This window comes from Ktedonobacter racemifer DSM 44963 (assembly GCF_000178855.1).
GTDB lineage: Bacteria > Chloroflexota > Ktedonobacteria > Ktedonobacterales > Ktedonobacteraceae > Ktedonobacter > Ktedonobacter racemifer.
Map to the genome: position 1 here is coordinate 703,541 of NZ_ADVG01000002.1, position 25,735 is coordinate 729,275.

Sequence of the window (25,735 nt, forward strand, 5' to 3'; positions counted from 1 at the left end):
ACAAAACGCTCCTTTCTCTCCCTATCACGATGCGCAAGAAGGGAGTGTTTCTCTTGCGCTCGTGCCAGAGAAGAGACCAGGGTTTCTCAAAAGTCCTGAAGCAACCAAGCAAGAGCCTCCTCTGGATGAGAGGCAAAACGACGAAGCTGGCGAGCGACGGTGGAAACCCGGTGCAGGTGCATGAGAGAAAGAACCACGTTATTGAGCACGGCCAGCATTTCCATCACCGGAATGAAGCGGACTCGGCAACGATCCTCCCCAAGGGTGGCATCTCGATGCCAGTGGAGATGATTCTCCACCTTCCAGTGTGCTCGAAGGTAGTGCAGAAGACGTTCTGGAGGACAATGCCTCAGAGAAAGCGTTGTTAACCCGTAGCGAACCTCGCAACTGTGCTTCCCTTTGATCGTTCGTTCGCGCTGTAAGCGAAAGACCTGTCCAATCTCGCCCCAATCCTTGAAGAACAAGCCATTGAGATCGGGACTGCTCATAATCGAGCGACGTTCCAGACGACCATGGCCCTTGTCAAGCTGAGTATACGATTGCCAGGTGCTCTGATCTGCTTGCGGGTCTTCAAAAAACAGTTCGAGGTCCGCGCGAGCAACAGGTGTATTGTCCTTGATGATGAGAATCACCTCCCCTCCAGCTCGTGCGCACCAGCCGAGTCATCTCGTGATAGCTTTGCGCCGCATCAACGGTGATCACTCGCCCTTTACATGTCACCTCGGTCAGAAACGGTTTGAGCGCGCCAACCTCATTCGTCTTAGAGCCAATGGGGATCTGCTGGAGGACCACACCCGTTTCTGCTTCATAAATATGCAGAAGATGTTGTTGGGGATGCTCTCCTCCATATGCCTGCTCCCCAGTGCTTTTGAGCGCTTTGCCATCAATGGCCAGATGGACGTGCTGGTCGTCTGGCTCTCCTTCTCGCTGGTGGCTCATCTGGCGCACAAACCACACGGCCAGATGAGCATTGACCTGTTGACTGTCTAAGCGTGCCAGGACGTAGCTGTAGGTATTGGCACAAGGCATCCGTTTCCAGGAAAGGTTCACATTCGCGCGGATGACCTTTTCCTGATCCTTTGCCCATTCACTTGCTGCTAGCAGGCTGCTCATCCCCGCCAATTTTGCCAGGACGACCACCAGCAGCACCCCCGCGAGGTCATATTGCCTTCCTCGTGCTTTTCTTCCGTCTCTCAGATGGTGACAAACCTGATACAGGGATTGCATCTGTCTCGACGAGCAGACGGGCTCCCCCTTGTTTTCTTCCAGCAATGTTGTATAGTCCATGCTGAGTCACTCCTTGAATGCTGTGTTTTTTGATGTCATGCATTCTACTGGATTGACTCTTCTTTTTCACCCCTCACCAGACTTTTGAGAAACCCTGGAGAAGAGACAAGCCAACCTTGCGTTCAGGCAGGGAAATGCTCTATACTTTTAGGACCGGGTTATCTACAAGGTGAGAGACGACGCTTCATACATGCTCATCTATCCGTCGCTTATCAAACAAGCGATCTAGCAAAGGTGCATACTAACATGTCAATTCCCACACTCCCCTTTGGTCGTACTGGCCATTTCAGCACACGTACCCTCTTTGGGGCGGCCTCCCTCGGCTCCCTTTCGCAGGCTGAGGCGGATCAGACTCTTGAGGTACTGCTCCAGTATGGTGTCAATCATATCGATGTCGCCGCCAGCTATGGCGAGGCGGAACTACGCCTGGCGCCCTGGCTCAAGCAGCATCGCGACCACTTCTTTCTCGCGACCAAGACCGGCGAACGCACGGCGGACAAGGCCCGCGAGGAACTTCACCGCTCGCTTGAACGCATGGGCGTGGAGTATATTGATCTCTGGCAAATGCATAACCTGGCCGATCCCATTGAATGGGATATCGCGCTCAGTCCAGGTGGCGTACTGGAGGCAGCCATCGAGGCCAAAAAAGCGGGGCTGGTACGTGCCATCGGCGTGACCGGGCATGGATTGCAGATCGCCGCGACCCATCGCCGCAGCCTCGAACGCTTTGATTTCGACTCGGTGCTCCTGCCCTACAACTATGTCACCTTGCAAAATCCCTACTACGCGGAGAACTTTAACGCGCTAGTAGCAACCTGCCAGCAGCGCAATGTGGCTGTGCAAACCATCAAGTCTATCGCCTATCGCCCCTATATGGATCGCGATCACACACATAATACCTGGTACGCGCCACTAACAGCGCAGGAAGATATTGATCGCGCAGTCCACTGGGCGCTGAGCCGCCCCGGCATCTTCCTCAACACAGTAGGCGATGTCACACTGCTTCCCAAGGTGCTTGATGCCGCCAGCCGCTTCGAAGCCAGCGCCACACCCGCTGAACATGAGATGCAAAGTATGGTCGACCGCCTGGGCATGGAACCACTCTTCGTCTAACGAGAGGGCGAGCAAGCGCTACTGCGTGCGCACCTAAAAAATATGCGGGAGTACGCGCCACACACTTACGCGTACTCCCGCTCTTCTTCGTTGCCAGGTGCAAACTGTCTCATTACTCTTGCATTCCCAGGCGGCCTCATTGCCGTTCAGGCTGCTAGAGCTATGACAATTCTCCTGGCTGCACAGGCCTACATGCCCGTTGCGTAACGGCTATCCTCCTTTGCGTTCACGGCCTGGTAGATGTCCTCCTTATGCCGCGAGAGCAAATTGAGCAGACCAAGCATCTCCTCAGCATCCATACTGCCGTAGAAACCACTGGGGTCCCCTACCTGGTGGTAGTAGAACTTTAACGTGCCGTTCTCCAGGCAAGATTGATAGCGCCCAATGCGAACACACTCTTGTGCCTTGTTGTCCATGACAAACTCCTCATTGATTTTCAAGATGGCACGGCTTCATTGCGTACCTCTCAAATTGAACAGACACATACATTACTTGTGTTCATAAGCTTACACACACAAAGCCTATGAACTACACACACTACTACTATACAGTATTTTCTTGCCAGGTGGAATACTTACGAAACCCGAACACATCCAAAATGTTACTTTTGACCGTCTATGTCACCTTATACTGTTTGTTCTAGCCATAGGTTGTGCTCGTTTGGGTCCTTTCTTTTCCTCGCCGAGTTGTAACCATTTCTGTCATCTTTGTGTTCTAGAGAGTAGAAGCACGAAGGCATCTACGTGACAACTTTCATAGAGCATAGGTACCTGGCCATGGAATCTATATCTCATTTTATCGATCTTATAGTATTTCAGGGCCATTAGCTCATCTTGATGAGAGCTGCCCCGTAGGTTGATACAGCAGGATGTCAATATCAATCGCTTTGCCTTCGTGATACTTAGACCTCTTGATCGGAGCAACGTTGCACCTGGCTATAAGGCCGTAACCGGTTCGGCCCATAGCATATCTCACAATTACGTGTCACAAAGATGCGACATAACAGTAGGAGGCTGGCCGTTCATGAAGAAACGCCACACATTTTCACTCTTTTTTACCTTTCTCCTGATCTTCCTGCTCGCAGCCTGCGGCGGTAGCGATACCGGCAATTCTGGCGGCAATGGGAACAGCGGAGATACGCACCAGGGACTCACGGGCGGAAATAGTTATATCGCCTGCCCTGGCAATACCAGCGATAAGGCCGCAAACAAAGAGAGCGGCACCGTGACACTTACGGTCGCGGGCTGGTCCTCCTCACCCGCTGAGGATGCGCTTGTACAGCAAAACTTAAAGAAATTTGAGGATGCTCATCCCAATATTAAATTGAAGTGGTCACCCATCACTGGCGACTATGCAACCAAGATGCGCGCCAATATCGCCAGCGGCAACGTGCCGGATGTCTTCTATCTCTCGACCGACATGGCACCCGAGTACATCACCGCAGGCAAATTGCTCGATCTCTCACCCTATATGAGCAAGTCGAATGTAAATGCCAAGGACTACTATGATTCCCTGATCACGCCCTTTAGCTGTAAGGGTGGCCAGGTCTACGGTCTGCCCAAGGACTGGGGCACGCTGGGCGTCTTCTACAATAAGAAGATGTTCCAGGACGCGGGTGTGAGCCTGCCAACGGCGAACTGGACCTGGAATGACATGAGCTCCATGGCCAAGAAGCTGACCAAGTCCGGCAATGCCGCGACCTCAACCTATGGCATTACCCTCGGGGCTGCGTCACAGCGCTGGCTACCCTTCATGCTCGCCGATGGTGGCAAGGTGCTCAATTCCGATGGCTCCGCCTCGGCCTTCAATAGCCAGGCAGGCATCGATTCGCTCAATTTCTACACCGGTTTCCAGAAGGATGGCTCCTCGGTACAGCCTGGGGATGTCGCGGCCGGCTGGGCTGGCGATGCCTTTGGTAAGAAGCGCGCGGCGATGGCCCTGGAAGGTCCATGGCTCATCCCCTATATGCAGCAGAACTTCTCCGATGTGGACTATGATATCGCGCCAGTTCCCCTGGCTCCCAATGGCAAGCGTGCTGACCTGATCTTTACCAACTCCTGGTCCGCCTATGCCAGCACCAAGCATCCAGAGGCCTCGTGGGAGCTGATCCAGTACATGACAGGCAAAGATGTCCAGGGCAGCCAGTTGCATGCCGGTTTCGCCCTGCCTTCGCTCAAGAGCCTGGCTAACGATTCCTACTTTGAGCAGCATCCTGGCTTTAAGACGCTCTTTGAGGCCGCGACCTACGGCTATGCCGACAACTTTGGCCCGCATACCGACAAGATTCACTCGCTGCTCGACGCTGCCGTTGAGAAGGCCCTGCTCGGGAAGGCCAGTCCCCAGGATGCCTTGAAGGAGGCCGAGAACAAGATCAATAACGAGCTGAACTCCTGATCACTCGTCCAGATTACTTACTCTCTATCGTTTGCAATATGCCTGTCGCCCTGTCTCTCCTTCTTCCCCGGGAGTACAGGGCGGCAGGCCTTATCCCTGATGTGTGTAAGGAGCTTTGCTATGGCAGCATCACCACAACCCGCGGCGACGCCGGGGCTGGTCACCGGCGAGAAAAAACCCGCCTCTCCCCGCTTTAAAGGGGCCTCTGAGGGCCGCCGCCGCGACGCCGTCGCCGCTTATCTCTTCCTACTCCCATATCTGTTTGTCCTGATCGTTTTCTACCTGGTGACCATGCTCTATGGCCTGGGACTCAGCTTCTACAAGGTCGATATTGGCTTTACCATCCCCCGCTTCATCGGCATTCGCAACTATCAGAATCTCTTCAACCAGCTCTCATACGCTGCCGATAGCGACTTCTGGGTCTCGATGGTCAATGTCTTGAAGTACACAGTGTTCGTGGTGATCGGGCAGACAATTCTTGGCCTGCTACTGGCGCTTCTGCTCCAGGCTATCGCTCCCCGCCTGCGTGGCCTCTTCCGCAGTGTCTTCTATCTTCCCGCTGTGACCTCATCAGTGGCGGTCTCACTGATGTTCCTCTGGTTCTATAATCCCCAAGGGCTGATCAATTACATGCTCTCACTTCTAAGGTTGCCAGGCCCCCACTGGCTCGAAGACCCCAACTTCGCGCTCCCGGCCATTATGATGCTCAATATCTGGACGACTTCGGCCACCTTTATGCTCTACTTCCTGGCAGCGATCCAGGATCTCCCCCTGGAGCTCTACGAGGCCGCGCGCGTCGATGGCGCCAATCGCTGGCATCTCTTCCTCAATCTGACAATACCTTTGCTACGCCCAACCATCTTCCTGGTCGTGGCCCTTGGCACCATCAGCAGTTTCCAGCTCTTCGACCAGGTCAAGTTTATGACCGAGGGCGGGCCACTCAATTCGACCCTGACGCCGGTACTTGAGATTTATAACGCGGCCTTTAAAGATAATAACTTTGGCCTCGCGGCGTCCATGTCTGTGCTGCTCTTCGTTGTCATCTTCATTGTGACCATCGTTCAGCGCCGCCTGATCGATGTCAATAACTAGGCAAAATCACCGGTTGGAAGAAGGAGAATTGCTATGGCCCAGGCCCAAACAATCAATAAACCATTAGATATCAGCCAGCAAGAGAGCGAGAAGCCGCGCAGGCCATTTCGCTGGTACAATGTCTTTCTCTATGCGATGCTTCTCGTGTTTACGATTACATCGCTCGGTCCCTTCATTTTTACCTTCCTGTCGTCCTTCAAGACCTTCTCGCATATTCTGGATTACCCTCCAACGCTGCTGCCTAACCCGGTGACCTACGATAACTTCGCCCGCCTGATCAGCGATCCCGACTTCTTACGCTGGATCCTCAATTCGGGCATTTACGCGGTGAGCGTGGCCGCGCTAGATGTGCTCTTCTCGGCTATGGCTGGTTATGCCCTCTCGCGTATCAAGTTCCGTGGGCGCGAGGTCATCTTTCTGGCGACGCTGGCCGTGATGATGATTCCCGCCCCAATCACGATTATCCCCAAGTTTTTGATCATGAACAGCGTACATCTCGTAAATACCTACTTCGCGCTGATCCTCCCTGTTATGGCTCAGCCCTTCGCGGTCTTTCTGATGGTTCAGTTTATGAAGAGCCTGCCACGCGAGCTAGAGGAATCGGCCATGCTAGATGGTGCATCGCGCTGGACCATCTTTACACAGGTCATCCTGCCTCTTGTGAAGCCCGCGCTGATCGCGGTCGCTATCATCAGCTTCCAGGGCGCCTGGAACGATTTCCTCTGGCCCCTGCTTGTTCTCAATAGCCGCAATATGTATACCCTACCTCTGGGCATGTTCTTCTATAAGAGTGCCTACTATACCGAGTACAACCTGCTTATCGCAGGCTCGATGTTTAATACCATCCCCATGTTCATCCTCTTCTTTATCTTCCAGCGCTACTTCATCGAAGGCGCCACCAGTGCCGCCGTCAAAGGGTAAGAAAGTATGAAAGGCCTGTTGCACATTTTGCGCAACAGGCCTTTCATACTTTCACCTGATTTATGGGCTTAAAATCTGGTTGACCTGCATTGCCGCCCGGTCCAGAGCTGCTTGAGAACTGGTCTGGCTAAAGAGGACGCTTTGAATGGCCAGGTTGAGTCGGTCGTGAATATACTGGTCATACTTACCAAAGTTATCCAGGTAGCCGTAGTTGGCGCCTTCAAACAAGACGTTAATCTTAGGGTGTGCCTGAAGGTACGCATTTATATTCATGTTCTTCAATGTTGGCAGCGCGAAACCAGCCTGGAGTTGGCTTCGCTGTACATCCTGCCCGGTCATGTAGTGAATCAATTCCCAGGAGGCTTCTGGATGCTTGCTCTGGGCGGATGCGGCCCAGGCATTGGTGTAAATCAAGTTGGCCTGCTTACCACCTGGACCTTTGGGAAGAGGCGCGATGCCGTAGTCGGTCTGAGGATAGTTCTGCTGCATATAGGTCACAAGCCAGCCGCCCTCAATAACCATAGCCGAGTGTCCCATGCCAAAGGCGTCAAACTCTTCCTGGGCCGTCGCCGGCACAAGCGCGGTTGACAGCGTAGAAGAGGCATCCTGGCGCATAAAGCTGGTGTAGTAATCCATCGCCTCAACCCCGGCCTTGCTATTAAAGGTGGTGCGGGTTCCGTCGGGGCTAAGCACCGATCCACCGTTCGCGAGGAGAAAGGCCAGCCAGCGCGAGGAGTCAAGCTGGAGCGTCAGGCCATAAGTCTGCGCTCGTCCCTGGGCATCTACGCTTGTTAGCTTCTGAGCAGTCGTACGCAGATCCTGCCATGTCCAATTCGGACCTGGCTCAGGGAGATGGGCTGCCGCGAAGAGGCGCTTATTGTAGAACACGCCAAGCGCGTTCCAATCCTTGGGCAAACCATAGACCTGCCCACCCTTACAACTAAATGAGCTAATTAATCCTGGATAAAAATCAGTGGCGGCAACCTTGTCGCGCGCCATGTAGGGGGAGAGATTGAGCAGAACACCCTGACCAATATAAATATTGGCCATACGCGGCTGCAAATAAAAGACATCTGGCATCTGGCCGCGCTTGAGGTCAGCTTGAAGAGCACTACTATAGTCTCCGCGAATAAGCTCTTTCTTGATGAGGATATTCTGGTGTAGGCGCTGAAATTGCTGTAAGTTGGCTTCCACTAGCGCGTCCTCAACTGGCGAAGACGACCAGTAGGCCACAGTCAAGGTGACCTTTCCTTGCTCTGGGGGGGCTACTCGGATGTTTGTCTGTTGCGGGCACTCCATAAAGGGGTCACCACTCCTCAAGGAGTATTGACCACTCTCTCTGCCGCCCCCCTGGGAACCTTGATTCCCGCTTCCTCCCGTGTTACTACTGGTACATGCCAGCATCATTACCATCATGCACAGGAGCAAAGGAGTAACCACGCGTCTCATACTGTACCTCCGCCAGTGCCACACGGCCAATAAAGTTCCTCGCCTCATCGCGACCTGGGCTATTGAGACACACTACATTCGCCACGACCAATCTATACAGCATCATATGCAACCCACATCCTCCTGTCAATAGGAGCAATACAGGGTAACAGGGCTTTCCAATTCTCGTGAGGATGAAAGTGATGCTCTTTCTCACGAGCGCCCTCGCGCCTGCGGCGCTCGAGGTAAGGGGGTGTGGATGGAAAACGGCAAAGCCGTTTTCCATCCACACCCCCTTACCCCGAGGCGAGCGTAGCGAGCCGAGGCAAGAACTGGAAAACCCTGTTGGGTAAGATTCAGCTCAATTTTTGACGCCCCACACAAACAGCGTGCCATTCTCGTCAACGGAGGCGACCTGCGCGCCATCGGGGGCCCAGGCTACGTCTGTGACAATGTGTTTATGCTGCTCAAATGAGCCATCCGCGCATCCCGAGGGATCACATATTTGAATACTACCATCGCTGCTCGCCGTGGCAAAACGGAGCAAATTTAAGCTCTGTAAAGGGGACCAGGCGCTAACAACCGAGGCTTTGCCATTCACCAGCACAATGCCATCGGCAGCAAATTGCTTCAACAACCACCGTTTAGCCCCATCCTGGCCGTTTGTCCCGATAAGATACATACTATCAGGCGACCAGGCCAGCGAATCGAGGGCGTAGGTAGGATAGGCTGGCCCAACGGGAAGCAATATACCATGCCCCACGATCTCCAGCGTGTTACCGTTGTTTACCATCTCAGGCGTACTACTGGCAATGGCCAGCATAGCGGCATCATCCGAAAAGGCAAGGGCGGTCACACGGAGATTGAGCGTGGGATAGGTTGTAAAGGGCGTACGATTATTCCAGTGCCAGAGCTGTACTCTTCCCCGGGCGCCTGTCACGCTATCCGTGCTGTTCAGTGCAAGTGCGATAGTATTGCCATCGCGTGAAAGCGTGGCGACGGAATACCGGTTTGCCTCTCCTGGCAGTGTATAGTTACTTTGCGTATCGCTTCCCTGGTAATTCACAAAGATACGCGTCACGACAAGCTGTTGATTCAGGTTAAGGTCAACGATAGTAAGGCCATCCTGGCTCCACTGCATGGCAAGCACAGATCCAAAGACGCCAAAGCTCTTATCGCATACCTGGTGCGCAACATCACAGACCTGGATATAGCCTGCCTCGTCTGCGAAGGCGAGCAGGTGCTGCCCATGGCGCGCACCTCGATACGCGGTCGGCGCCCAGGACACCTTTTCAATACTGCGCGCATTGACATAGCTAAAGTAGGTCTCAGTACGCCCCACGCCGGCGGCGGGGGGATGCGTCCACGAGCGTAGTGATAGCCAGCCCCCAATGATGAAGAGCAAGAGGGCAACCGCGAGCAAACGCCCACCCCACTGTTGCCAGGGTGCCACCCAGTGTGGCGCACGCTCCCGGTATTTCGCGCGGGCTCGCCCACCACGTCTCTCCGCACCTGTTGTCCACTCTGGACGTGACACTTGCTCCTGTGGCACATCCTCAGCCACCTGTTCAGCTTCCACGACACTAGTAGAGAGACCTTCACTATTGTCCGACTGCGCGCTAGGTGTCCCGGTCTGTTCAAACGATAAGGCAGGCTCAGTAAGCGGGAGCAATAGCGAATCGGTATTCGTGGATGAGACGGAGGGCGTTTGTGCCATATGCCGCTTGGGCGCTCCATCTTCCAACCCGCGCTCATGATCTGCCTGATCCAGTTGCGCGCGCACAAAAGGCTCCAGGGAAACCTGTTCGTTTAATTCGCCCAGGGCATGGATAGCGGCTTCACGTACAAGATCGGACTCATCGGTAAGCCCTTCGACCAGGATATTTACTGGCGCGCGCTCCCCCATTTGTCCCAGGGACCAGATCACAGCCGCGCGTACTGTGGGATCAGTATCGTGCCATGATTTACCCAGAAGATCGAGAGGGGCACGCTGGCCTTGCTTGCCCAGGGCGCGGGCCGCTTCCGCTCGGACCTGCCACTGCTCATCGCGCAAAGCTTCAGCCAGGATAGACAACGATGCCCGCTCTCCTCTACTACCCAACGCGCGCACAGCCGCCGCGCGCACGGCCTCGTGCTCATCATGTAAGGCCGCTAGTAGTACCTCTGGCGCGATATCTTCCTGCCTGCGCGCCAGTTCTCGCAAGGCCATTACCTTTTGCTGCCAGTTCTCCTGCTGAAGGGCTGCGCGTAGCTGGTCATGCGAGAGGGCGCGCGCCTGGTGACGCACCTTCCCCAGACCCAGGTGCGCGAGCACTGGTGGCTCAGATGAGGCAGAAATGCCACCCGGAGGTGTCGCTGGGACGGATGAAGGCTCCTGCTCGCCACGATTTAGTTGTGATCGGTAGGCATCAAACTCCATTGGCTTGCTTTCTTTGGTTTCCCCTCATTTTTGCTCTTCGTGACTTTTTTCACCGGTTCGGCTGAACCTGTAGGGATACCGGGGCGCACCTCTTCAAAGGTCTTGCGCAAGAGCTTAACGCCCCTATGCACATACACCTTCACCGTCCCCAGGGGCTGCTCAAGCACATCCGAGATCTCCTGGTACGTCAAGTCCTCAAAAAAATACAGACTCACCACGTCGCGATAATGCGCCGGCAAGAGCGCGACCAGTAGCTCCAGTTCCTGCCTACTCTCAGCCAGTTCAAAGGCTCGCTCCGGCTGTGCATTATGCTCATCCTCGCGCTCAAGGTGTGGGCTCTCATCTGAAGTATCGAGATAAATGGATGGGGGCGCTTTCACACGCCCGGTATAGTTGCAATAGACATTCCAGGTAATCTTATAGAGCCAGGCACGCGCTTTTAGCGTCTGTATACGCTCTGGAGAATAAGTCTCTAGAGCCATATAGGCGCGCAAAAAGGCCTCCTGTACGATATCTTCCGCATCTTGCATGCTCCCTACCCGCCGGCACACGAAGGCACAGAGCTGGTGCCAGTAGAGCACAACCAGTTCTTCATAGTACCGTTCGACGTCATCGGCGAATAGAGCCAGCAAATTTTCTCCTGCCGGTTTCATAGCTCTTTTTAACCATGCTCTTTATATTTTTCTCTACCAACTACAACACAAGCATTCAGCCAATGGTTACAATTAGCACCATCAATCCGGCATGTCTCCTCAAAAAGGGCATGTCTTCTTTACGTATGATAGCACAACAAGAGGGGATGAGAGCGAGTCCAGGTATATGTGCGAATGAAAGCTACTGAAGCTCCCCGCGCTAAAGCGCTGGGGGTTCCAGGGATTCGTTCCACGCTTCCAGTCCTTCCCACTGATGCGGGAAAGCTGGCTCTTGTGGTGGTTCCCCTGGACTTTTGGGCAGACGCGCTCCGGCTCTGGGGATGCCAAAGCTTCGGGGCAAGGACTGCCCCTCTCTCGCGCGTTGTGCTAGACGCTCGTGTGCTGCCCGCAGGCGCGCTTCCGCACCCTCCCAATACGCTTGGTACCGGGCACACGAGGGAGTGGGTTCTGCTGGATCGAGATAGGCGGCCAGGAAGGCCGAATACAGGTCGCGTTGCACCGGTCCTACGCCGCATTCGCAGTGATGCCAGCGCTGAGAAAGCGGCTTCTTGACCCGTCTGCCACAGCCGTGGCACCATTGGCTCAGCGCCGTCGTGCGTGTGGGAACCTCGACCAGGGTGCCGCCCGTGCTTGCAACGGTGCGTCTCAGGAGTTCCACAAACATCCCTGGTGCTCGCAGTCCCACGCTCTTGCCGAAACGTTTCTGCCATGCCTTGTAGGAGACCTTTTCGAGGATGATGGTCCTGCCCAGCGCGACCACCTCGTGCACCTTGCGGCCGTGCAGGCTCTTGCGGTGCGCCGCCAGCTTGCGCTCTTTGGTCGCCTTGCGCCGCCGGGTCGCCTGGTAGCGCTTGCTGTTCTTCCAGGGCAGACGCTTCTTCCCCTGTTTCTTGACGCGCCCCTTCTCGTCGTAGTGCTCCGGATTGCCCGCTCGCCGCTGCCGATCCATCTGCCGCTGCAAACGGCAAATGGCACAGGCCTCAGGAGCCAGTTCCGCGCAGAACACCTGCAAGCTCGCCTCCCCTTGCTGGGGAACGAGCGCCAGGGTCGAGGGTCCCAGGTCAGCCCCAACGATGCCCTGGCCAATCGTGTGCTTGGGTTTGTGGTGGGGCTTGCCCTCCAGGGCCAACTGCACGACGTAGTGAGAGCCCTGTGCATCGGCTCCGGCCGCTCTGGGGCTGCTGGCGGGACGTTGGATGAGGCGGGCGTACTTGATGCGGTGCCTCAAGCCATGGGTCACCACCTCATCCTTCCAATTGATGAGGGCGGGCATCTGGTCTCCGTTCCAGAGCAGATAGCCGGCGTTGCCTTCAGAGGCGGGCTGCAGGACAAAGCGGAGACTGGTATCGTTGCGCTTATTCTCGATGCTGGAGAGGCCACGTCCTCGGCTCTTGAAACGCACCCGTTTCCCCTTGCCCAGACAGACGCGGTTGAGAGCACGGTAGGCGCGAGTGGCCAGGGTTTGGGCGAGCACGGCCTCGATGTGCGCGGCAATCCAGCCCACGCGCAGCCCCTTGACGGCTTCATGCAGCGCGGCTTCGGAGAAGCCATGCGCCTTGCGCAAGGCGGAGAAGGTTGCCGCTCGTTCCGCTTTGTGGGTGCGAGGAAGGGCGCGGGCCTCTTGCCAGGCGGGGTCAGACCGCATGCGGCGCAGGCGCTGTTGTCCTTGGGAGAGGATGGCGTTGTAGAGCTGACGAGCGGCTTCCAGATGAGCGCGCAGGCGGGCGGCTTGCCCTGCATCGACGGCCAGGGGCAGTTCCAGCAGAAAGGTGGGGGTCGCAGGTCGCTTCTCCTGCTGTTCCTTCTGTTTGCGTTGTCCCTGACACTTCTTCGGCATTGTGGCCCCTTCTTCGAACATACACGTGATCTCGATCCACTGACGTCTATTGTACCAGAGGAACGGGAAGAACGCTAGTTCTAGGTATCTGACCCTGCTCTCTTTCCTCTCATCCAGCAGAGGCGGCGATTCATCCCCGGCATCAATGACTGGGGCTTTCTCGCCGCGTTCTCTGTAAAATGAATTCACAAAAGAATTCAATGCTTCAGTCGTGCTTTCACCTATGCGTCATGCTAGTAGAAGAGGCCCTCCTTTTTGGTTCAGGGCTGTCTCGCTTCAAGCACTAAATGCAGTATTATACGTAGTGAGGAGGAACACACATGCAACGAACAGACGACTTCTACCAGGGCGCGTATGGCACGACGGGGTCCACCTGGCTTATGGCCATACGTGGTGTCGTCGCTATCATCTTTGGCATTGCCGCACTCTTATGGCCGGGTCGGACGCTGCTAATCCTGGTCTACCTGTTCGCGGCTTTCGCAATAGTTGATGGCATTCTTGCCGCCGTTGCCTCGGTGCAGCTGCGCCACCTGACAAACTACTGGTGGATCATTCTGCTGGAGGGCATCTTTGGCATCATCATTGGTATCGCCGCCTTTGCCTTGCCCGGCGTGACCGCGCTGGCACTCCTGTTCCTGGTCGCGACCTGGGCCATTCTCACAGGCATTCTGGAGCTTGTGAGCGCTTTTTCGGGACGCGCACCAGTCAGGCGCGAATGGGCAATGGGTATCGCGGGCGTGCTCTCCATCGTGCTGGGTATCTTGCTTATTGCCCAGCCACGAGCTGGACTCCTCACGCTCGTCTGGCTCATCGGCATCTACGCCATTGCGTGGGGCTTTACCCTGTTCGTGCGTGCGTTTCAACATCGCGAGCTTCATCCTCGTATGCCTGGCACCGTCTAGCCAGGCATACGGGCACTGTATTTTATCCTTTATTGTACCAGGGATTTTTTACCTACTTCTGATCCGAAAACCCTGAGCGCGAAGCGCTAGGCACGCCAGTGACGTTGGGTTTCGGAATAAGATCCTAAAGGAGATTTTTAGCAGTGAGTATGCCACAGCAACCATTTGGCAATCCACAACAGCAGCCCGACTATACCCCTGCCGAGGAACAGGTCGTCCCGCAGGATGTCTCAGAGCAGCCAACCATGCGCACTGAAGCAGTCAATAGCCAACAAGTTCAGGCCCAGCAAGCAATGCCAGGCAATGGCGGAGGCATCGATACAGATGTCGCGACCCTCGAACGCGAACTCACTGAGGCTCAGCGCCAAGCTGGCGAGTATCTGAGCATGACTCAACGCCTGCAAGCTGACTTTATCAACTATAAGCGGCGCGTGACCCAGGAGCAGTCCGAGGGACGCCTGCAAGCCCAGGCCCAGATCATTGAACATATCCTTCCCGTACTCGATGACCTGGGGCGCGCCCTGATGGCGGTCCCACCTGAACTGGCTCAGCATCCCTGGGCGCAGGGCATTCAGCTCACTTCGCGCCAATTGATCTCAGCTCTCCAACAACTGGGTGTACGCCAGATTGGTAATCCAGGCGAGCTCTTCAATCCTCAGTGGCATGAGGCCTTGATGAAAGAGCCACGCCCCGATCTTCCAGAAGGGACGGTCGCCCAGGTCTATCGCCCAGGCTATGTCTTTGGCGAACGCGTCATCCGGCCAGCCCAGGTCACAGTGGCAGGTCCCGCTCCATCAGGAGAACAGAATGTCAGCCAGTAGCGAATAAATTTCGCCTAAAATATGTTATCATTCTCTAGAGGAGACTGCTAGCAGTCCAGGAACAGGAGAGCCAGAAACCTATGTGCCCTCCTGTCTTCGGGCTATGGACCCACTCTCTTCACCACTCTAGCGCTTGAAGGTCCTTGTATTTTTCGCACAATAACTAGCAGCGTAGGAGAAACGATCGATGGCAGTTGATTATAAAGATTATTACAAAGTGCTTGGTGTCAGCAAAGGCGCCGATAAGGATGCGATCCGTAAGGCCTTCCGTAAGCTGGCGCGCCAGTATCATCCCGATCTCAATCCTAATAACAAGGAAGCGGAAGAGAAGTTTAAAGAGATCAATGAGGCATACGAGGTGCTGGCCGATCCTGAGAAGCGCAAGAAATACGACGAACTCAGCGATTACTATCAGCAGTATGGAACCTGGCCTGGGGCTGGTGGCGGTGCCAGCAATTTTAGCGGTGGCAACTATCGATATCGCACGGTCAGCGAGGAGGACCTGTCCGATCTCTTTGGTGGTCAATCGCCCTTCTCGGACTTCTTTGAGACCTTCTTCCACTCCGGCTTTGGTAGCCAGAAAAGTGGTAGTCCATTCGGCAATGTACGTAGCCAGCGTGGTGCTCAACGTGGGCGCGTCGCCCAGACCCAGAGCCAGGATGTCGAGACAGAGGTAGAGGTCACACTCGCCGAAGTGTATCAGGGCACCACACGCACCCTGCAACTCGCCGCACCTGACGGCAGCACCCGGCGTCTTGAGGTCAAGATACCCGCAGGGGTCAACGAGGGTGGGCGCATTCGCATCGCCAAACAGGGCCTGAACGGTGGTGATCTCTATCTCAACATTCGCCTGCGTCCCGACGCCCAGTTTGTGCGCGAGGGCGCGACCCTGCGCACAGTGATCGATGTTCCGCTCAAGAACGCGATCCTGGGCGGCGAGGTCCAGGTCCCCACACCCGACGGAAAACGCCTCCTGCTACGCATCCCTGAGGGAACGGCCAATGGGCAATCCTTCCGCCTGCGCGGGAAGGGCATGCCGCGCATGGGCAAAGGCGATGAGCGCGGCGACCTCTACGCAGAGGTACACATCCAGCTCCCGCCCAAGCTGAATGAGGAGCAGAAGCGCCTCTTCCAGGCCTTCGCGGACTCCCTCCACTAGAGGCATTCGACCAACGCTGCGGGAAGCCGCGCTGCTAAAGCACGCGCAGTTCCCCGCAGCGTCGACCCATCACGCTCCTGGCCCCTGCGCCTCATACCGCATCAATTCATCGGGATTATAGACCGAGGCTCGGTGCTGCCCCCCCGGCTGCAAAAACTCCTTCAGATCCAGATCAGGGGGCATCAGCAGACCATCCAGTGTATGAATGACCCCATTTGAAGCGAAGAGATCTGCCTCCAGAACGGGTACACCACCTACCCGCATGGGGTTGCGCATATCAATCGTCAGGAGGCGGCCTGTGCTAGTCTGAAGCTGAATCGTAGTAGAGTGACTCTGCTCCGCCTCCCGGCGCAAATCGGCAAGCGAGATACGTTCAGGCACGATATGGTAATCAAGCAAATACTTAAGCTTGCTGAGATGCCTCAACAAATCAAACTCGTTCACATCCTTCAGCTCATTCAAAACCTGGTCATGCGGCGCGAATAGGGTGATCTGCGTATCCTCCTGCAAGAGATACTCCAGGCCAACTGCGCGCACTAACGCGTCCAGGTCATGAAAAGTATAGGGGTAACTTCGCTCTTCAAGAATGTCGATGATCCGCTCCATAAGTTTTTCTCTCTTCGTGTGAAAAGGGGTGAAGATGCATGTATCGAGATCACGAAGAGCGAAGGAGAAACGTTTCTTGGCAGAAGACTAGCTGGGAGCGCGCCAGACGCGGGCCGTGGCGTCACCCTTGGCTGTGAAAAACCCTTCGTCCAGGCCGCTGCCACTGAGCAGCATGCGGCTATCCGGCGACCAGGAAGCAGAACAAATGGGTTGTGTATGCCCGCGATAGACTTTGACCAGTTTGCCTCGCTGCGCTCCCCCTTGCATCTGCCAGACATAGAGATTGGTATCCTTGTTTTCATAGTCTCGCGCCCCTAACAGATAGCGCCCATCTGGTGACCAGGCTAACACCTGGGGTCCCTTCAAGGCTGGTGCGCAGGTAAACACAACTCGCTGGCGCGCCACATCCCATACCTGGACATCCGCATTTTGATACGAGACCGCCAGCATCGTACCATCCGGCGACCAGGCCAGGGCCTGCGCATCCCCAACAATACCAGTGAGAAGTGCCTGCGCCTTACCATTTGCCCCAGCCGAAGAACTCCATATGTCATCCACTCCACTCACAATCGCCTTCTGCGCACCACGCCCTGGTGCTAAAGAGGCGGCACCTAGAACCCATTGCAGCATATAGGCAAGCCGCCCCTGGGGAAACTTGACCGTGTTGTTTGTATAGACCTGCTTCTTCTGGCGCACCCCCCATATCTCAAGCCCATTGCTGGCCACAAAGGCCAGAAAGTCGCCCCCAGGCGACCAGCACATATCCAGAAGATAATTGGGTGTGGCTAATGTCTCATAGGTATCGGCGTTGAGATGCCCCAGGAGCACACCCCTATCTGTTGCCAGGGCGTACTGTCTTCCATCCGGAGCCAGGCAGATATTTTTTAAGAGCGTTGTCCCATAGTGGCTGGCGCCAGGATACAACCATTGCTCGTTCGCTCCGGTCTGGGCATCCCATAGATAGGCATCGGTATCGTCGAGAAAGGTCAGCACGCGCTTGCTATCAGGGAGCCAGGCGACATAGCCAACCTTCTGGTGTGCCCGGCGATAGACAGCGATTTCATCCCCAGTAACCGCAACCACCGGGGGCGCTTTCCACCAGAACCAGAAGCTCCCCAGGGCTCCCAGACCCGCAACGCCTGCCACACCAACGCCTCCGGCCAGCAAGGCACGCCGCGACAGACGAGGCGTGGACAAAGGGGGCTTCTCCAGCGCAGCAGGTACCTGCACCTGCTGCTGACGCCTTTCGGTCGCTTGCAGTGCCACCGCTAGCTGCTCAGAGGCAGAAGCCTGTAGCGTCCTCGAAGCCCCAAACAGGGTTCCATAGTCTCTAGAAGTTCGCTCGCGCACACCTCTATCCCCTCCGTGGAGGATATCGGGCGCGCTTACAGCGGCACTAGCCTGGACAAAGGCCTGGGCAAACGCAAGCATGGAAGGGAAACGCTTCTGTGGCTCTTTCTCCAGCGCGCACAGGACAATCTGCTCCAGTTCGTCAGGGATATCGGGCTGATAGTAACGCAACGGATAAGGAGGGGTGAGCAGGTGTTGAGCCAGCACCTCGGAGGTAGAGCCTATGAAGGGGGCCTGGCCACAGAGCCACTCGTACGCCACGATACCGAGCGCATACTGGTCGCTGGCGGCACCGGGCTTCCCTTGCAACTGCTCAGGCGCCATATAGAAAATTGTACCTGCAATCGTATCCTGCGCACTCTCTTCACGCACACTACTGGCGATCATGGCAATCCCAAAATCACTGAGTAGCACCTGCCCTTCTCGATCTATCAGCAGGTTCTCCGGCTTGATATCGCGATGCACAATTTTATGCTCATGCGCGTACTGTAAGGCGGCGGCGACCTGCGCGATATAGGATGCTATCACCTTCAATGGTGGGCGCGTCCCCCGGGGATGGAGGGTGCGCGTGGTGCCCCTGGGAGCATACTGCATCGCCAGGTACGTCGACTCGCTCGCTTCATCTATACCAAATTCCAGGATACGCACAATACCAGGATGGTTCAAGTGCGCCAGTACTCGCGCCTCCTGCAAGAAGAGTTCCTTGTTCTCCTTCGTCAAGGCGGTAGGCATAACCTTGACCGCCGCCTGGCTCCCCAGGTAGCGATGCTCACCCAGGTACACTGAGGCAAAACCGCCCTTCCCCAACAGCCTGGTCAGGTGATAGTTCCCAACTTGTCGCCCGCTATAGTCGCTCATAACTTCCTGCTGCTCCAAACCTTTTCACGGCCCTACCTGTGGCTGGCCTCATTCCGCCTGCCAGATATGCACAACGCTTCCATCCGTGGAGGCGATACGCGTGCTATCCGGCGACCAGGCCATTGCACGCACATAGTCTGTATGTTTTGCATAGGAACCCAATAGCTGCTTCCGCGCGATATCCCAGACTGGCACTGCGGAGACATACCCCTGCGCCTGCAACGAGCCAATGGAGGCGGCCAACCGTGTGCCATCCGGCGACCAGGCCAGGGCCAGCACGCTCTCTCCCTGCTTGCCCGCCTGAAAAATCGCCTGCTGGGCTCCGCTCAACCCATCCCAGACACGCACATGCCCCTCGATATACCCCGTCGCTACCAATCGCCCGCCTGGTTGCCACGCGATATGCAACGCATCGTGCTCCCCTGAGGGATTGCTCACCAGGTCACTACCGTTATCTCGCCTCCAGGTCATAATACCAAATAGCGCGATATCAACATCGCCTGAACTGCCACCCGTACTAAAAGCGGTGGCGATATACTTTCCATCGGCAGACCAGGAGGCATCAACGTTCGAGAGCACATGCAGACCAGGATGAGTTGTCTGCGTCTCCCCCGTGACCAGGTCCCACACAAGCAGATTTCCCAGGTTGGAGGCATTCTTCTGGTCTGATACGTTCTTCATCCCCAGGACGAACTTGCCATCGGGAGAAACGACTATAGGAATGGCGTTTCCTCCACTATGATAGGTGGCTTGCACGACGCCGCTATGCGCCTTCCATACACGCACACCCGACTCGTTCGCGCCCGGCTGTTGTCCATTGACGGAGACAAGAGTGTCGTTATCGCGCCAGTTGAGGCGGGTAATGCTTCCCAACTGCTCCCGCGGTTGCGCACTCAACTTCCCCTGCCCTGCATCCCATACCAGGACCCGGTTGAGATCAGCGGAAGCTATCAGCCTTCCATCAGGCGACCAGCCCAAAGCGGTGATGGTGTTATAGCTCCCGGCCTGCTGGGGATCGTTATGAATATCATGCCCATTGAAGATGAGCAGACGCGTCCCAAAGGGAGGTAGTGGCTTCTGCGCTGGACTATGTGTCGGTGCCGGTGACTTCTTCGGCGTACTCTGCGCCGCTTCTGGCCGCCTTAAGGCCCACCAGGAGACACCTCCGCCCACAGCAATAATGCCCGCCCCTAGCGCGATACTCCCCACAACCAGGCGGCGCGAGATATGGCGCGTGCTTGCTGGTATGCGCTGTGTCTCCGCTTCGATCTGCCTCGTGGACAAGGCCTCGTCTCCGGTCGGTATTTCCACGATGCGCTCGCGCTCCATTATGCCGGGTTGAGCCTGGTAGCCAGCTTCATATGGCCCGGGTTCTCCCAGGCATGCCTGCTCAAAGGCGCGGGCGAAGCTGCTGATGTCGGGGAAACGTTGATGAGGGTCCTTCGCCAACGCCCGTTCTATGACGTGAGCAACGCCTGGATGCACATCTGGCAGATGCGTGGTCAGAGAGGTCGGGGCCAGCGTGAGATGCTGGGAGAGGACCTCGCGGAAGGTTCCTGCGAAGAGCGGCTTCCCGCTCAGCCAGGTATACATAATCGCCGCTAGCGCATACTGATCGCTAGCGGGACGCGGATAGCCTTGAATGACCTCCGGCGCCATGTAGTTGACCGAGCCAGCGAAGGCCTCTCTATGCTGCGAGTGCGTATGATGCGCAATAACGGCCAGGCCAAAATCACTCAAGAGCGCCTCATGAGCCACACCCAGCAGGACGTTCTCCGGCTTCATATCACGATGGACGATACGCCGCTGATGCGCATAGGATAAGGCGTCCGCGATCTGCATGACATGCGGCAAAATAACATGGGGTTCATAGCATTGCCCCAGACGATAGCGCTGCTGCAAGGTTCCATTTGGAGCATAGGCCATCACGAGATAGGGGACATCTCCATCGATGCCACCCTCCAGCACGCGAATAATGTTGGGGTGCTCCAGTTGCGCCAGGGTGCGTGCCTCAGCATAGAAAGCCTCCGCTTCGCGCTCCTGGATATGCGTATGCAGTACTTTGATCGCGGCCTGCATCTTCAGGTGACGATGCTCGGCCAGGTACACCTCGGCAAAGCTTCCACGCCCCAGCAATTGTGTCAGGCGATAGTTGCCAAGGTGCTTACCCACCAGTCCAACATCGCCTGTTCCATACATTTCCATAAATATAAGACTCTCTCGTTAACGGGGCTAAACTTGTCTATAGCGTCTACCATAGCATAATTAGAAATAGTTTGTATATGACATCCATCACATCATGCAGGCAGATATGGCAGTGCTAGCACAGCGCGGACATGGCTAATCACAGCGCTATCATATTGTATGATATTTTGCGCCTCGCTACGTTGTGCCATCTTTTCTCACTCCCTGGGGGAAACGCCACACGCCTTGTCCCTGGTCTAAGCACAAGATAAACCCGCCTTCGGATCTCCTGGGCAGGCGATCAGGCGGGTAAAATGTGTTTGACAGTGTTATCTACGCATCACTTGGTTTTATTAGGCTGACGCGGATGGGTCGTTCCTCCAGTCTTATGTGGCTTTTGACGTTCCTTCCCATGGTGCTTGGGGCCTGGCGTGCCTTTTGGGGGACCGGCATAGGTGTCCTTGTGCAATAATGTGCTCACATGGGAAGTGCCATGTGTTCCCAAATTCATGGCATGGCTCGCTGCCAAAGCAGGAGTCCTGGTTCCCACAAGCAGACCCAAGACCAACAGACAGGTGACCAGGAAAAGACCGATGCTCCTCTTCATCGCCGAAGCGCTCATGTTGCCTCCTTCATACCAATAACTGTCTTCAGACCTTCTCTCGCTACAAACCAATCTACTAGCTCTCTCTCAAGAGCAGCTAGTGAGGTCAAAGATATAGCCGTGTTTTCACGTAGTACAGCTTTTCTCTTTTCCCTACAAGTATCAGTATAGATCGTCTCCAATGGTAGCAGTTAATGAACCCTACATCGGCTCTGGCCTAGTTTCAACGCACCCACAGATCCAGGCTATACTTCAAGCGGGCGCTCAGGCTGTAGCGATTCATCATGCCCATCTCTGGCCCTGACGCTCCCACAGACGATTAGGGAACTATCACGCTCTCATGCTAGAATACTGTGGGCGCCGCCGCTCGCATTTTCACTACTACATTGCTGTTTCTTACTCAAAGAACATGGAGGATTGTACGTATGGCCAAGTATGTGTTAGCACTGGATCAAGGCACCACCAGTTCACGTGCGATTGTTTTTGACCATGATGGGGCAATCGTCAGCATCGCCCAGCAGGAGTTTCCTCAGATCTATCCCGCTTCCGGCCTGGTCGAGCATAATCCCGAGGACATCTGGTCCAGCCAGTTGAGCGTTGCGCAGGAAGCCTTGAAAAAAGCCGGAGCCTCCTCTACCGACGTGACGGCAATCGGTATCACGAACCAGCGTGAGACCGCCATCGTCTGGGAGAAGGCCACTGGCAAGCCTGTTTTCAACGCCATCGTCTGGCAGAGCCGCCTGACCGCTCCTATCTGTGATGAGCTCAAGGCTAAGGGCTTTGACAAAGAGCTTCGCGCCCGTACTGGCCTGGTAACGGATGCCTATTTTTCGGGAACCAAGGTTAAGTGGATTCTCGACAATGTGGAGGGAGTACGCGAGAAGGCGGAGCGCGGCGAGGTCCTCTTCGGCAACGTCGATACCTTCCTGATCTGGCGCCTGACCAGAGGTCGCGTCCATGTTACCGACGCCACTAACGCCTCGCGCACCCTGCTCTACAATATCCACAAGGGAGAGTGGGACGAGGTCATTCTCAAAGAGCTGGGCGTGCCACGCGCCATGCTCCCCGATGTGCGCCCTTCCAGCGAGGTCTACGGCGAGACCGATCCCGAGTTCTTCGGTGGCCCCATTAAAATCGCGGGTATAGCAGGCGACCAGCAGGCCGCGACCTTTGGCCAGGCCTGTTTTGAGACAGGTATGGCCAAGAACACCTATGGCACCGGCAGCTTTATGCTGATGAATACCGGTTCCGAGGCCGTTGAATCCAAGAATGGCCTCCTGACCACCATCGCCTGGCGCTTGCAGAGCCAGACCACCTACGCCCTTGAGGGCAGCATCTTTATCACTGGCGCAGCCGTGCAGTGGCTACGCGACGGCCTGAAAGCGATCGAGAGCAGCGGCGATGTCGAGGGCCTGGCCAATACCGTTGAGGATAATGGCGGCGTCTATCTCGTTCCCGCCTTTGTGGGCCTGGGCGCCCCCTACTGGGATTCCTACGCACGTGGCGCCATCCTCGGCCTGACCCGTGGCACCACTATGGGCCATATCGCCCGCGCCACCCTGGAATCTATGTGCTACCAGACACGCGATGTGCTGGAGGCCATGGTCGCTGATAGCGGAGTCGATCTCAAGGCCCTGCGCGTCGATGGCGGCGCCGCGGTCAATAACACGCTGATGCAGTTCCAGGCAGACATCCTCGGTGTGCCTGTACAGCGTCCGAAGGTCGCGGAGACCACCGCGCTGGGAGCCGCGTACCTGGCTGGTATCGCCACGAACTTCTGGAGCGGCCCCCAGGAGGTCGCGGCGCAATGGGCGATTGACCAGACCTTTGAGCCACGCATGAGCGAAGACCAGCGCGAAAAGCTCTATAAGGGCTGGAAGAAAGCCGTCGAGCGCTCCCTTCACTGGGAACAGTAGCTTGCTAAAGGATGCGTGAGAGGGGGAGCAGCGTCGCGACGCTGCTCCCCCTCTCTGTTCCCTGATCTACTTAGCTCTCTCCAGCCTGCACAGGCTCAATCGCTGGAGCAGCGGACTCCTCCTTCAACTCCTGGCGGAAGGCCTGGCTCTTGGCGACCGCCGCCTGATAGCGCTGCTCCTGCGCAGCACGCTCCTCTTCAGACCAGCAACAGAGCGCGCTCATCTCCTTGAGGATGCGTGGCAGGGCCGCCAGCCCCTGGTCCTGGGTGTAGCCTAGCATTGTCCGCCGCAACAGGAAGTCTTCGGCGTCCACGCAGAACTCGCGCGCAACAGCGTGATGGATCTGCGCCACAATGTCCAGGTACGCGGGATGGATACGCTCCCCCAATTCTGGCTGCCTGCGCAACAGGGCGAAGATGCTTAGCGCCTCTGTCCCATACAGGCTCAACAGGTGTTCTACCTGCTCGTTTGACAGGTTCAGGCCCTCGCTCTCTTTGTAGAGCAGGTCGCGCATATAACGCAGGCTCTCGTCCCGCCCCTGGGTTCGAACACTCAGGCGCGCACCAGGCAGAGGGACCTTCGCGGTCTGTGCTCGCGCCGAGAGCCCCAGTTTCTGGCAGACCATGTCTACAGCGTCTTCCGCGATGTCGCGATAGGCCGTAATCTTGCCACCCACCACCGCCATGTAGCCATGTAGATTATCGGTTTTGGCATAGTCGACCAGGGCATGCTTACGCGAGACCGCCGATTCGTTGACGCCCTCCTTACGCACCAGGGCACGCAAGCCTGCCGTGGTATAGTAAATCTTGCGCCACTGCGCCTCCGGGAGAAACGTCTCGACCGAGTCGCGCAGGTAGTCAACATCCTCACCATTGGCGCGCACCAGGTCGGGCGAGTCATCGTAATCCGTATCGGTCGTGCCCACCCAGGCATAGCCTTGCCAGGGAATGACAAAGAAGAGGCGGTCATCCTTGCGTGCGAAGAGAACCAGGGCGTGATTGCTCGCGGGAGGGGAGGTAAAGTGAATGCCCTTGGTCATACGCACCCGGTGACTAGGCTTATGCAGCAGCTTGCCCGTCAGGCTATCGAGCCAGGGTCCCGCCGCGTTGATAACCAGGCGCGCCCGGACCTCGCGCTCTTCTCCACTGCGCTCATGCCGCACCTTGACCCCGGTAATCTCCTCTCCTTCGCGCAACATGCCCGCGACTCGCGTGTGATTCCAGATCTGCGCGCCATGGTCGCGTGCATCGAGAATATTCTCCATAACCAGGCGCTCGGTCGATGGCACCTGCGCATCATAGTAGCACAACGCTCCTTGCAGACCATCGGGATTGAGCAGCGGCTCACGCTTCAACGCCTCTTCCCGATTCCAGAAGTTATGGTTCGGCAGACTCTTATCGTAGGAGAGCAGGTCATAGAGGATCATGCCCATTTTGAGCTTGGCGCGATAAAATAGGCTGCGTGACCACATCGGTACGACAAAGCGGAGCGGATTGACCAGGTGAGGGGCAATACGTAACAAGATCTCGCGCTCGCCCAGGTCCTGGCGCACCAGGCCAAAATCGAACATTTCCAGGTAGCGCAGGCCACCATGAATCAGACGTGTTGAGGTCGAAGAGGTTCCCGCGGCAAAGTCGTCCTTCTCAAAGAGCACCACGCGTAAGCCACGGAGAGCCGCATCGCGTGCGATACCCGCCCCCACGATTCCTCCGCCAATAATAACGACATCGAAAAGCTCTCCTTCGAGCTGTGTGAAAGGAGATATTGTGCTCATAGCCTGTTCCACTCCAGTCTTCTTTCATAACTCTCTATCTTTACTATGCCTACCTGCCAGAAGAGAAATAAAAAAAGCCCTAAGCCTTCTTTATCTATCTTCGGCTCAGGACTTTTCAAATCAGTGTCCCAGGTTATATTACGGTGCAATCAAATCAATCGCTCCATGCTTGCATATGAGCGCGCTGACTGCCGTGTTTTTTAGCTACAATATTTTTTACCATTCAATTATACCTGAAGCATGGGTATTTGTCAATTTTTTTGGTTCCCTCGTTCCTTCGCGCCTACGGCGCCCTTGGGTAAGGGGTATGGGACACAGGGACCTCATGCACACGTCTCTGCCAGAGGCCATTTGGGTTTGACGCAGACGCTACCTGGATGTTACCTTTATAACAGTATGCAGAGCTACTGCCCGACG

The 25,735-nt window shown here is 56.1% G+C and carries 21 protein-coding genes; 8 read left to right on the plus strand and 13 right to left on the minus strand.

The annotated features are described in order from the left end of the window. Nucleotides 1–86: 86 nt before the first annotated feature. Both KRAC_RS78360 and KRAC_RS78365 read right to left on the minus strand, forming a co-directional pair. Entirely contained in the window at nt 87–632 is a 546-nt protein-coding gene (locus KRAC_RS78360) for an ISAs1 family transposase (protein ID WP_052568076.1), read from the minus strand. Further along, nucleotides 571–1,287, minus strand: a complete 717-nt coding sequence (locus KRAC_RS78365; RefSeq protein ID WP_040443882.1) for an ISAs1 family transposase — start codon at nt 1,285–1,287, stop codon at nt 571–573. Before KRAC_RS78365 ends, KRAC_RS78360 begins: the two co-directional genes overlap by 62 nt. Before the next feature lie 246 nt (nt 1,288–1,533). On the opposite strand from KRAC_RS78365, the gene KRAC_RS19400 reads away from it, so the two are divergent. Beyond that, nucleotides 1,534–2,400, plus strand: coding sequence for an aldo/keto reductase (locus KRAC_RS19400; protein ID WP_007909899.1), 867 nt, complete (start codon nt 1,534–1,536; stop codon nt 2,398–2,400). 188 nt (nt 2,401–2,588) lie between these two features. On the opposite strand, the gene KRAC_RS19405 is transcribed toward KRAC_RS19400, so the two are convergent. Beyond that, nucleotides 2,589–2,816 carry a hypothetical protein gene (locus KRAC_RS19405; protein WP_007909900.1) on the minus strand — a complete coding sequence of 76 codons (228 nt, stop codon included), beginning with the start codon at nt 2,814–2,816 and terminating at the stop codon, nt 2,589–2,591. Between the two features lie 607 nt (nt 2,817–3,423). On the opposite strand from KRAC_RS19405, the gene KRAC_RS19410 reads away from it, so the two are divergent. From KRAC_RS19410 to KRAC_RS19420, 3 genes are all read left to right on the plus strand, one after another. Then, nucleotides 3,424–4,794, plus strand: a complete 1,371-nt coding sequence (locus KRAC_RS19410) for an ABC transporter substrate-binding protein (protein ID WP_007909925.1) — start codon at nt 3,424–3,426, stop codon at nt 4,792–4,794. 120 nt (nt 4,795–4,914) lie between these two features. Beyond that, nucleotides 4,915–5,886, plus strand: coding sequence for a carbohydrate ABC transporter permease (locus tag KRAC_RS19415; protein ID WP_007909927.1), 972 nt, complete (start codon nt 4,915–4,917; stop codon nt 5,884–5,886). A gap of 33 nt (nt 5,887–5,919) precedes the next feature. Next, nucleotides 5,920–6,807, plus strand: a complete 888-nt coding sequence (locus tag KRAC_RS19420; RefSeq protein WP_007909929.1) for a carbohydrate ABC transporter permease — start codon at nt 5,920–5,922, stop codon at nt 6,805–6,807. A 60-nt stretch (nt 6,808–6,867) separates the two neighbouring features. On the opposite strand, the gene KRAC_RS19425 is transcribed toward KRAC_RS19420, so the two are convergent. From KRAC_RS19425 to KRAC_RS19440, 5 genes are all read right to left on the minus strand, one after another. After that, nucleotides 6,868–8,106 carry an ABC transporter substrate-binding protein gene (locus KRAC_RS19425; RefSeq protein ID WP_007909931.1) on the minus strand — a complete coding sequence of 413 codons (1,239 nt, stop codon included), beginning with the start codon at nt 8,104–8,106 and terminating at the stop codon, nt 6,868–6,870. Nucleotides 8,107–8,191: 85 nt separating this feature from the next. After that, nucleotides 8,192–8,362 carry a hypothetical protein gene (locus KRAC_RS71395; protein ID WP_157506820.1) on the minus strand — a complete coding sequence of 57 codons (171 nt, stop codon included), beginning with the start codon at nt 8,360–8,362 and terminating at the stop codon, nt 8,192–8,194. Between the two features lie 234 nt (nt 8,363–8,596). After that, nucleotides 8,597–10,654, minus strand: a complete 2,058-nt coding sequence (locus tag KRAC_RS61990) for a HEAT repeat domain-containing protein (protein ID WP_007909936.1) — start codon at nt 10,652–10,654, stop codon at nt 8,597–8,599. After that, entirely contained in the window at nt 10,624–11,307 is a 684-nt protein-coding gene (locus KRAC_RS19435; protein ID WP_040443883.1) for an RNA polymerase sigma factor, read from the minus strand. Before KRAC_RS19435 ends, KRAC_RS61990 begins: the two co-directional genes overlap by 31 nt. Nucleotides 11,308–11,506: 199 nt before the next feature. Continuing rightward, nucleotides 11,507–13,144 carry a zinc ribbon domain-containing protein gene (locus tag KRAC_RS19440; RefSeq protein ID WP_007909938.1) on the minus strand — a complete coding sequence of 546 codons (1,638 nt, stop codon included), beginning with the start codon at nt 13,142–13,144 and terminating at the stop codon, nt 11,507–11,509. Between the two features lie 320 nt (nt 13,145–13,464). Here KRAC_RS19440 and KRAC_RS19445 point away from each other — a divergent pair, with 320 nt between their 5' ends. The 3 genes from KRAC_RS19445 to KRAC_RS19455 all read left to right on the plus strand — a co-directional run bounded on the left by KRAC_RS19445 (nt 13,465) and on the right by KRAC_RS19455 (nt 16,026). Further along, nucleotides 13,465–14,046 carry an HdeD family acid-resistance protein gene (locus KRAC_RS19445; RefSeq protein WP_007909939.1) on the plus strand — a complete coding sequence of 194 codons (582 nt, stop codon included), beginning with the start codon at nt 13,465–13,467 and terminating at the stop codon, nt 14,044–14,046. Nucleotides 14,047–14,195: 149 nt separating this feature from the next. Then, nucleotides 14,196–14,867, plus strand: coding sequence for a nucleotide exchange factor GrpE (locus KRAC_RS19450; RefSeq protein WP_052568417.1), 672 nt, complete (start codon nt 14,196–14,198; stop codon nt 14,865–14,867). 187 nt (nt 14,868–15,054) lie between these two features. Next, the gene (locus KRAC_RS19455) at nt 15,055–16,026 is read left to right on the plus strand and encodes a DnaJ C-terminal domain-containing protein (RefSeq protein ID WP_007909943.1); all 972 of its coding nucleotides are present in this window, start codon (nt 15,055–15,057) and stop codon (nt 16,024–16,026) included. Nucleotides 16,027–16,095: 69 nt separating this feature from the next. Here KRAC_RS19455 and KRAC_RS19460 read toward each other — a convergent pair whose 3' ends face one another. The 4 genes from KRAC_RS19460 to KRAC_RS19475 form a co-directional block, all read right to left on the minus strand. Beyond that, nucleotides 16,096–16,632, minus strand: a complete 537-nt coding sequence (locus tag KRAC_RS19460) for a fasciclin domain-containing protein (protein ID WP_040443885.1) — start codon at nt 16,630–16,632, stop codon at nt 16,096–16,098. A gap of 87 nt (nt 16,633–16,719) precedes the next feature. Further along, on the minus strand, nt 16,720–18,840 hold the full coding sequence (locus KRAC_RS61995; protein WP_007909948.1) for a WD40 repeat domain-containing serine/threonine protein kinase: 2,121 nt from the start codon (nt 18,838–18,840) through the stop codon (nt 16,720–16,722). A 48-nt stretch (nt 18,841–18,888) separates the two neighbouring features. Continuing rightward, complete coding sequence (locus KRAC_RS19470; RefSeq protein ID WP_007909949.1) at nt 18,889–21,045, minus strand: WD40 repeat domain-containing serine/threonine protein kinase; 2,157 nt, start codon at nt 21,043–21,045, stop codon at nt 18,889–18,891. Nucleotides 21,046–21,364: 319 nt separating this feature from the next. Then, nucleotides 21,365–21,646 (minus strand): hypothetical protein, encoded by a 282-nt coding sequence (locus KRAC_RS19475; RefSeq protein WP_007909952.1) that lies wholly within the window; start codon nt 21,644–21,646, stop codon nt 21,365–21,367. A gap of 407 nt (nt 21,647–22,053) precedes the next feature. Between KRAC_RS19475 and glpK the strand changes: the two genes are divergently transcribed. Next, entirely contained in the window at nt 22,054–23,544 is a 1,491-nt protein-coding gene (gene glpK, locus KRAC_RS19480; RefSeq protein ID WP_007909953.1) for a glycerol kinase GlpK, read from the plus strand. A gap of 70 nt (nt 23,545–23,614) precedes the next feature. Here the strand turns inward: glpK and glpD are convergent, their stop codons facing one another. Then, nucleotides 23,615–25,318: a glycerol-3-phosphate dehydrogenase gene (gene glpD, locus KRAC_RS19485; RefSeq protein ID WP_007909954.1), complete on the minus strand. Its 1,704-nt coding sequence runs from the start codon at nt 25,316–25,318 to the stop codon at nt 23,615–23,617. Nucleotides 25,319–25,735 lie beyond the last annotated feature (417 nt).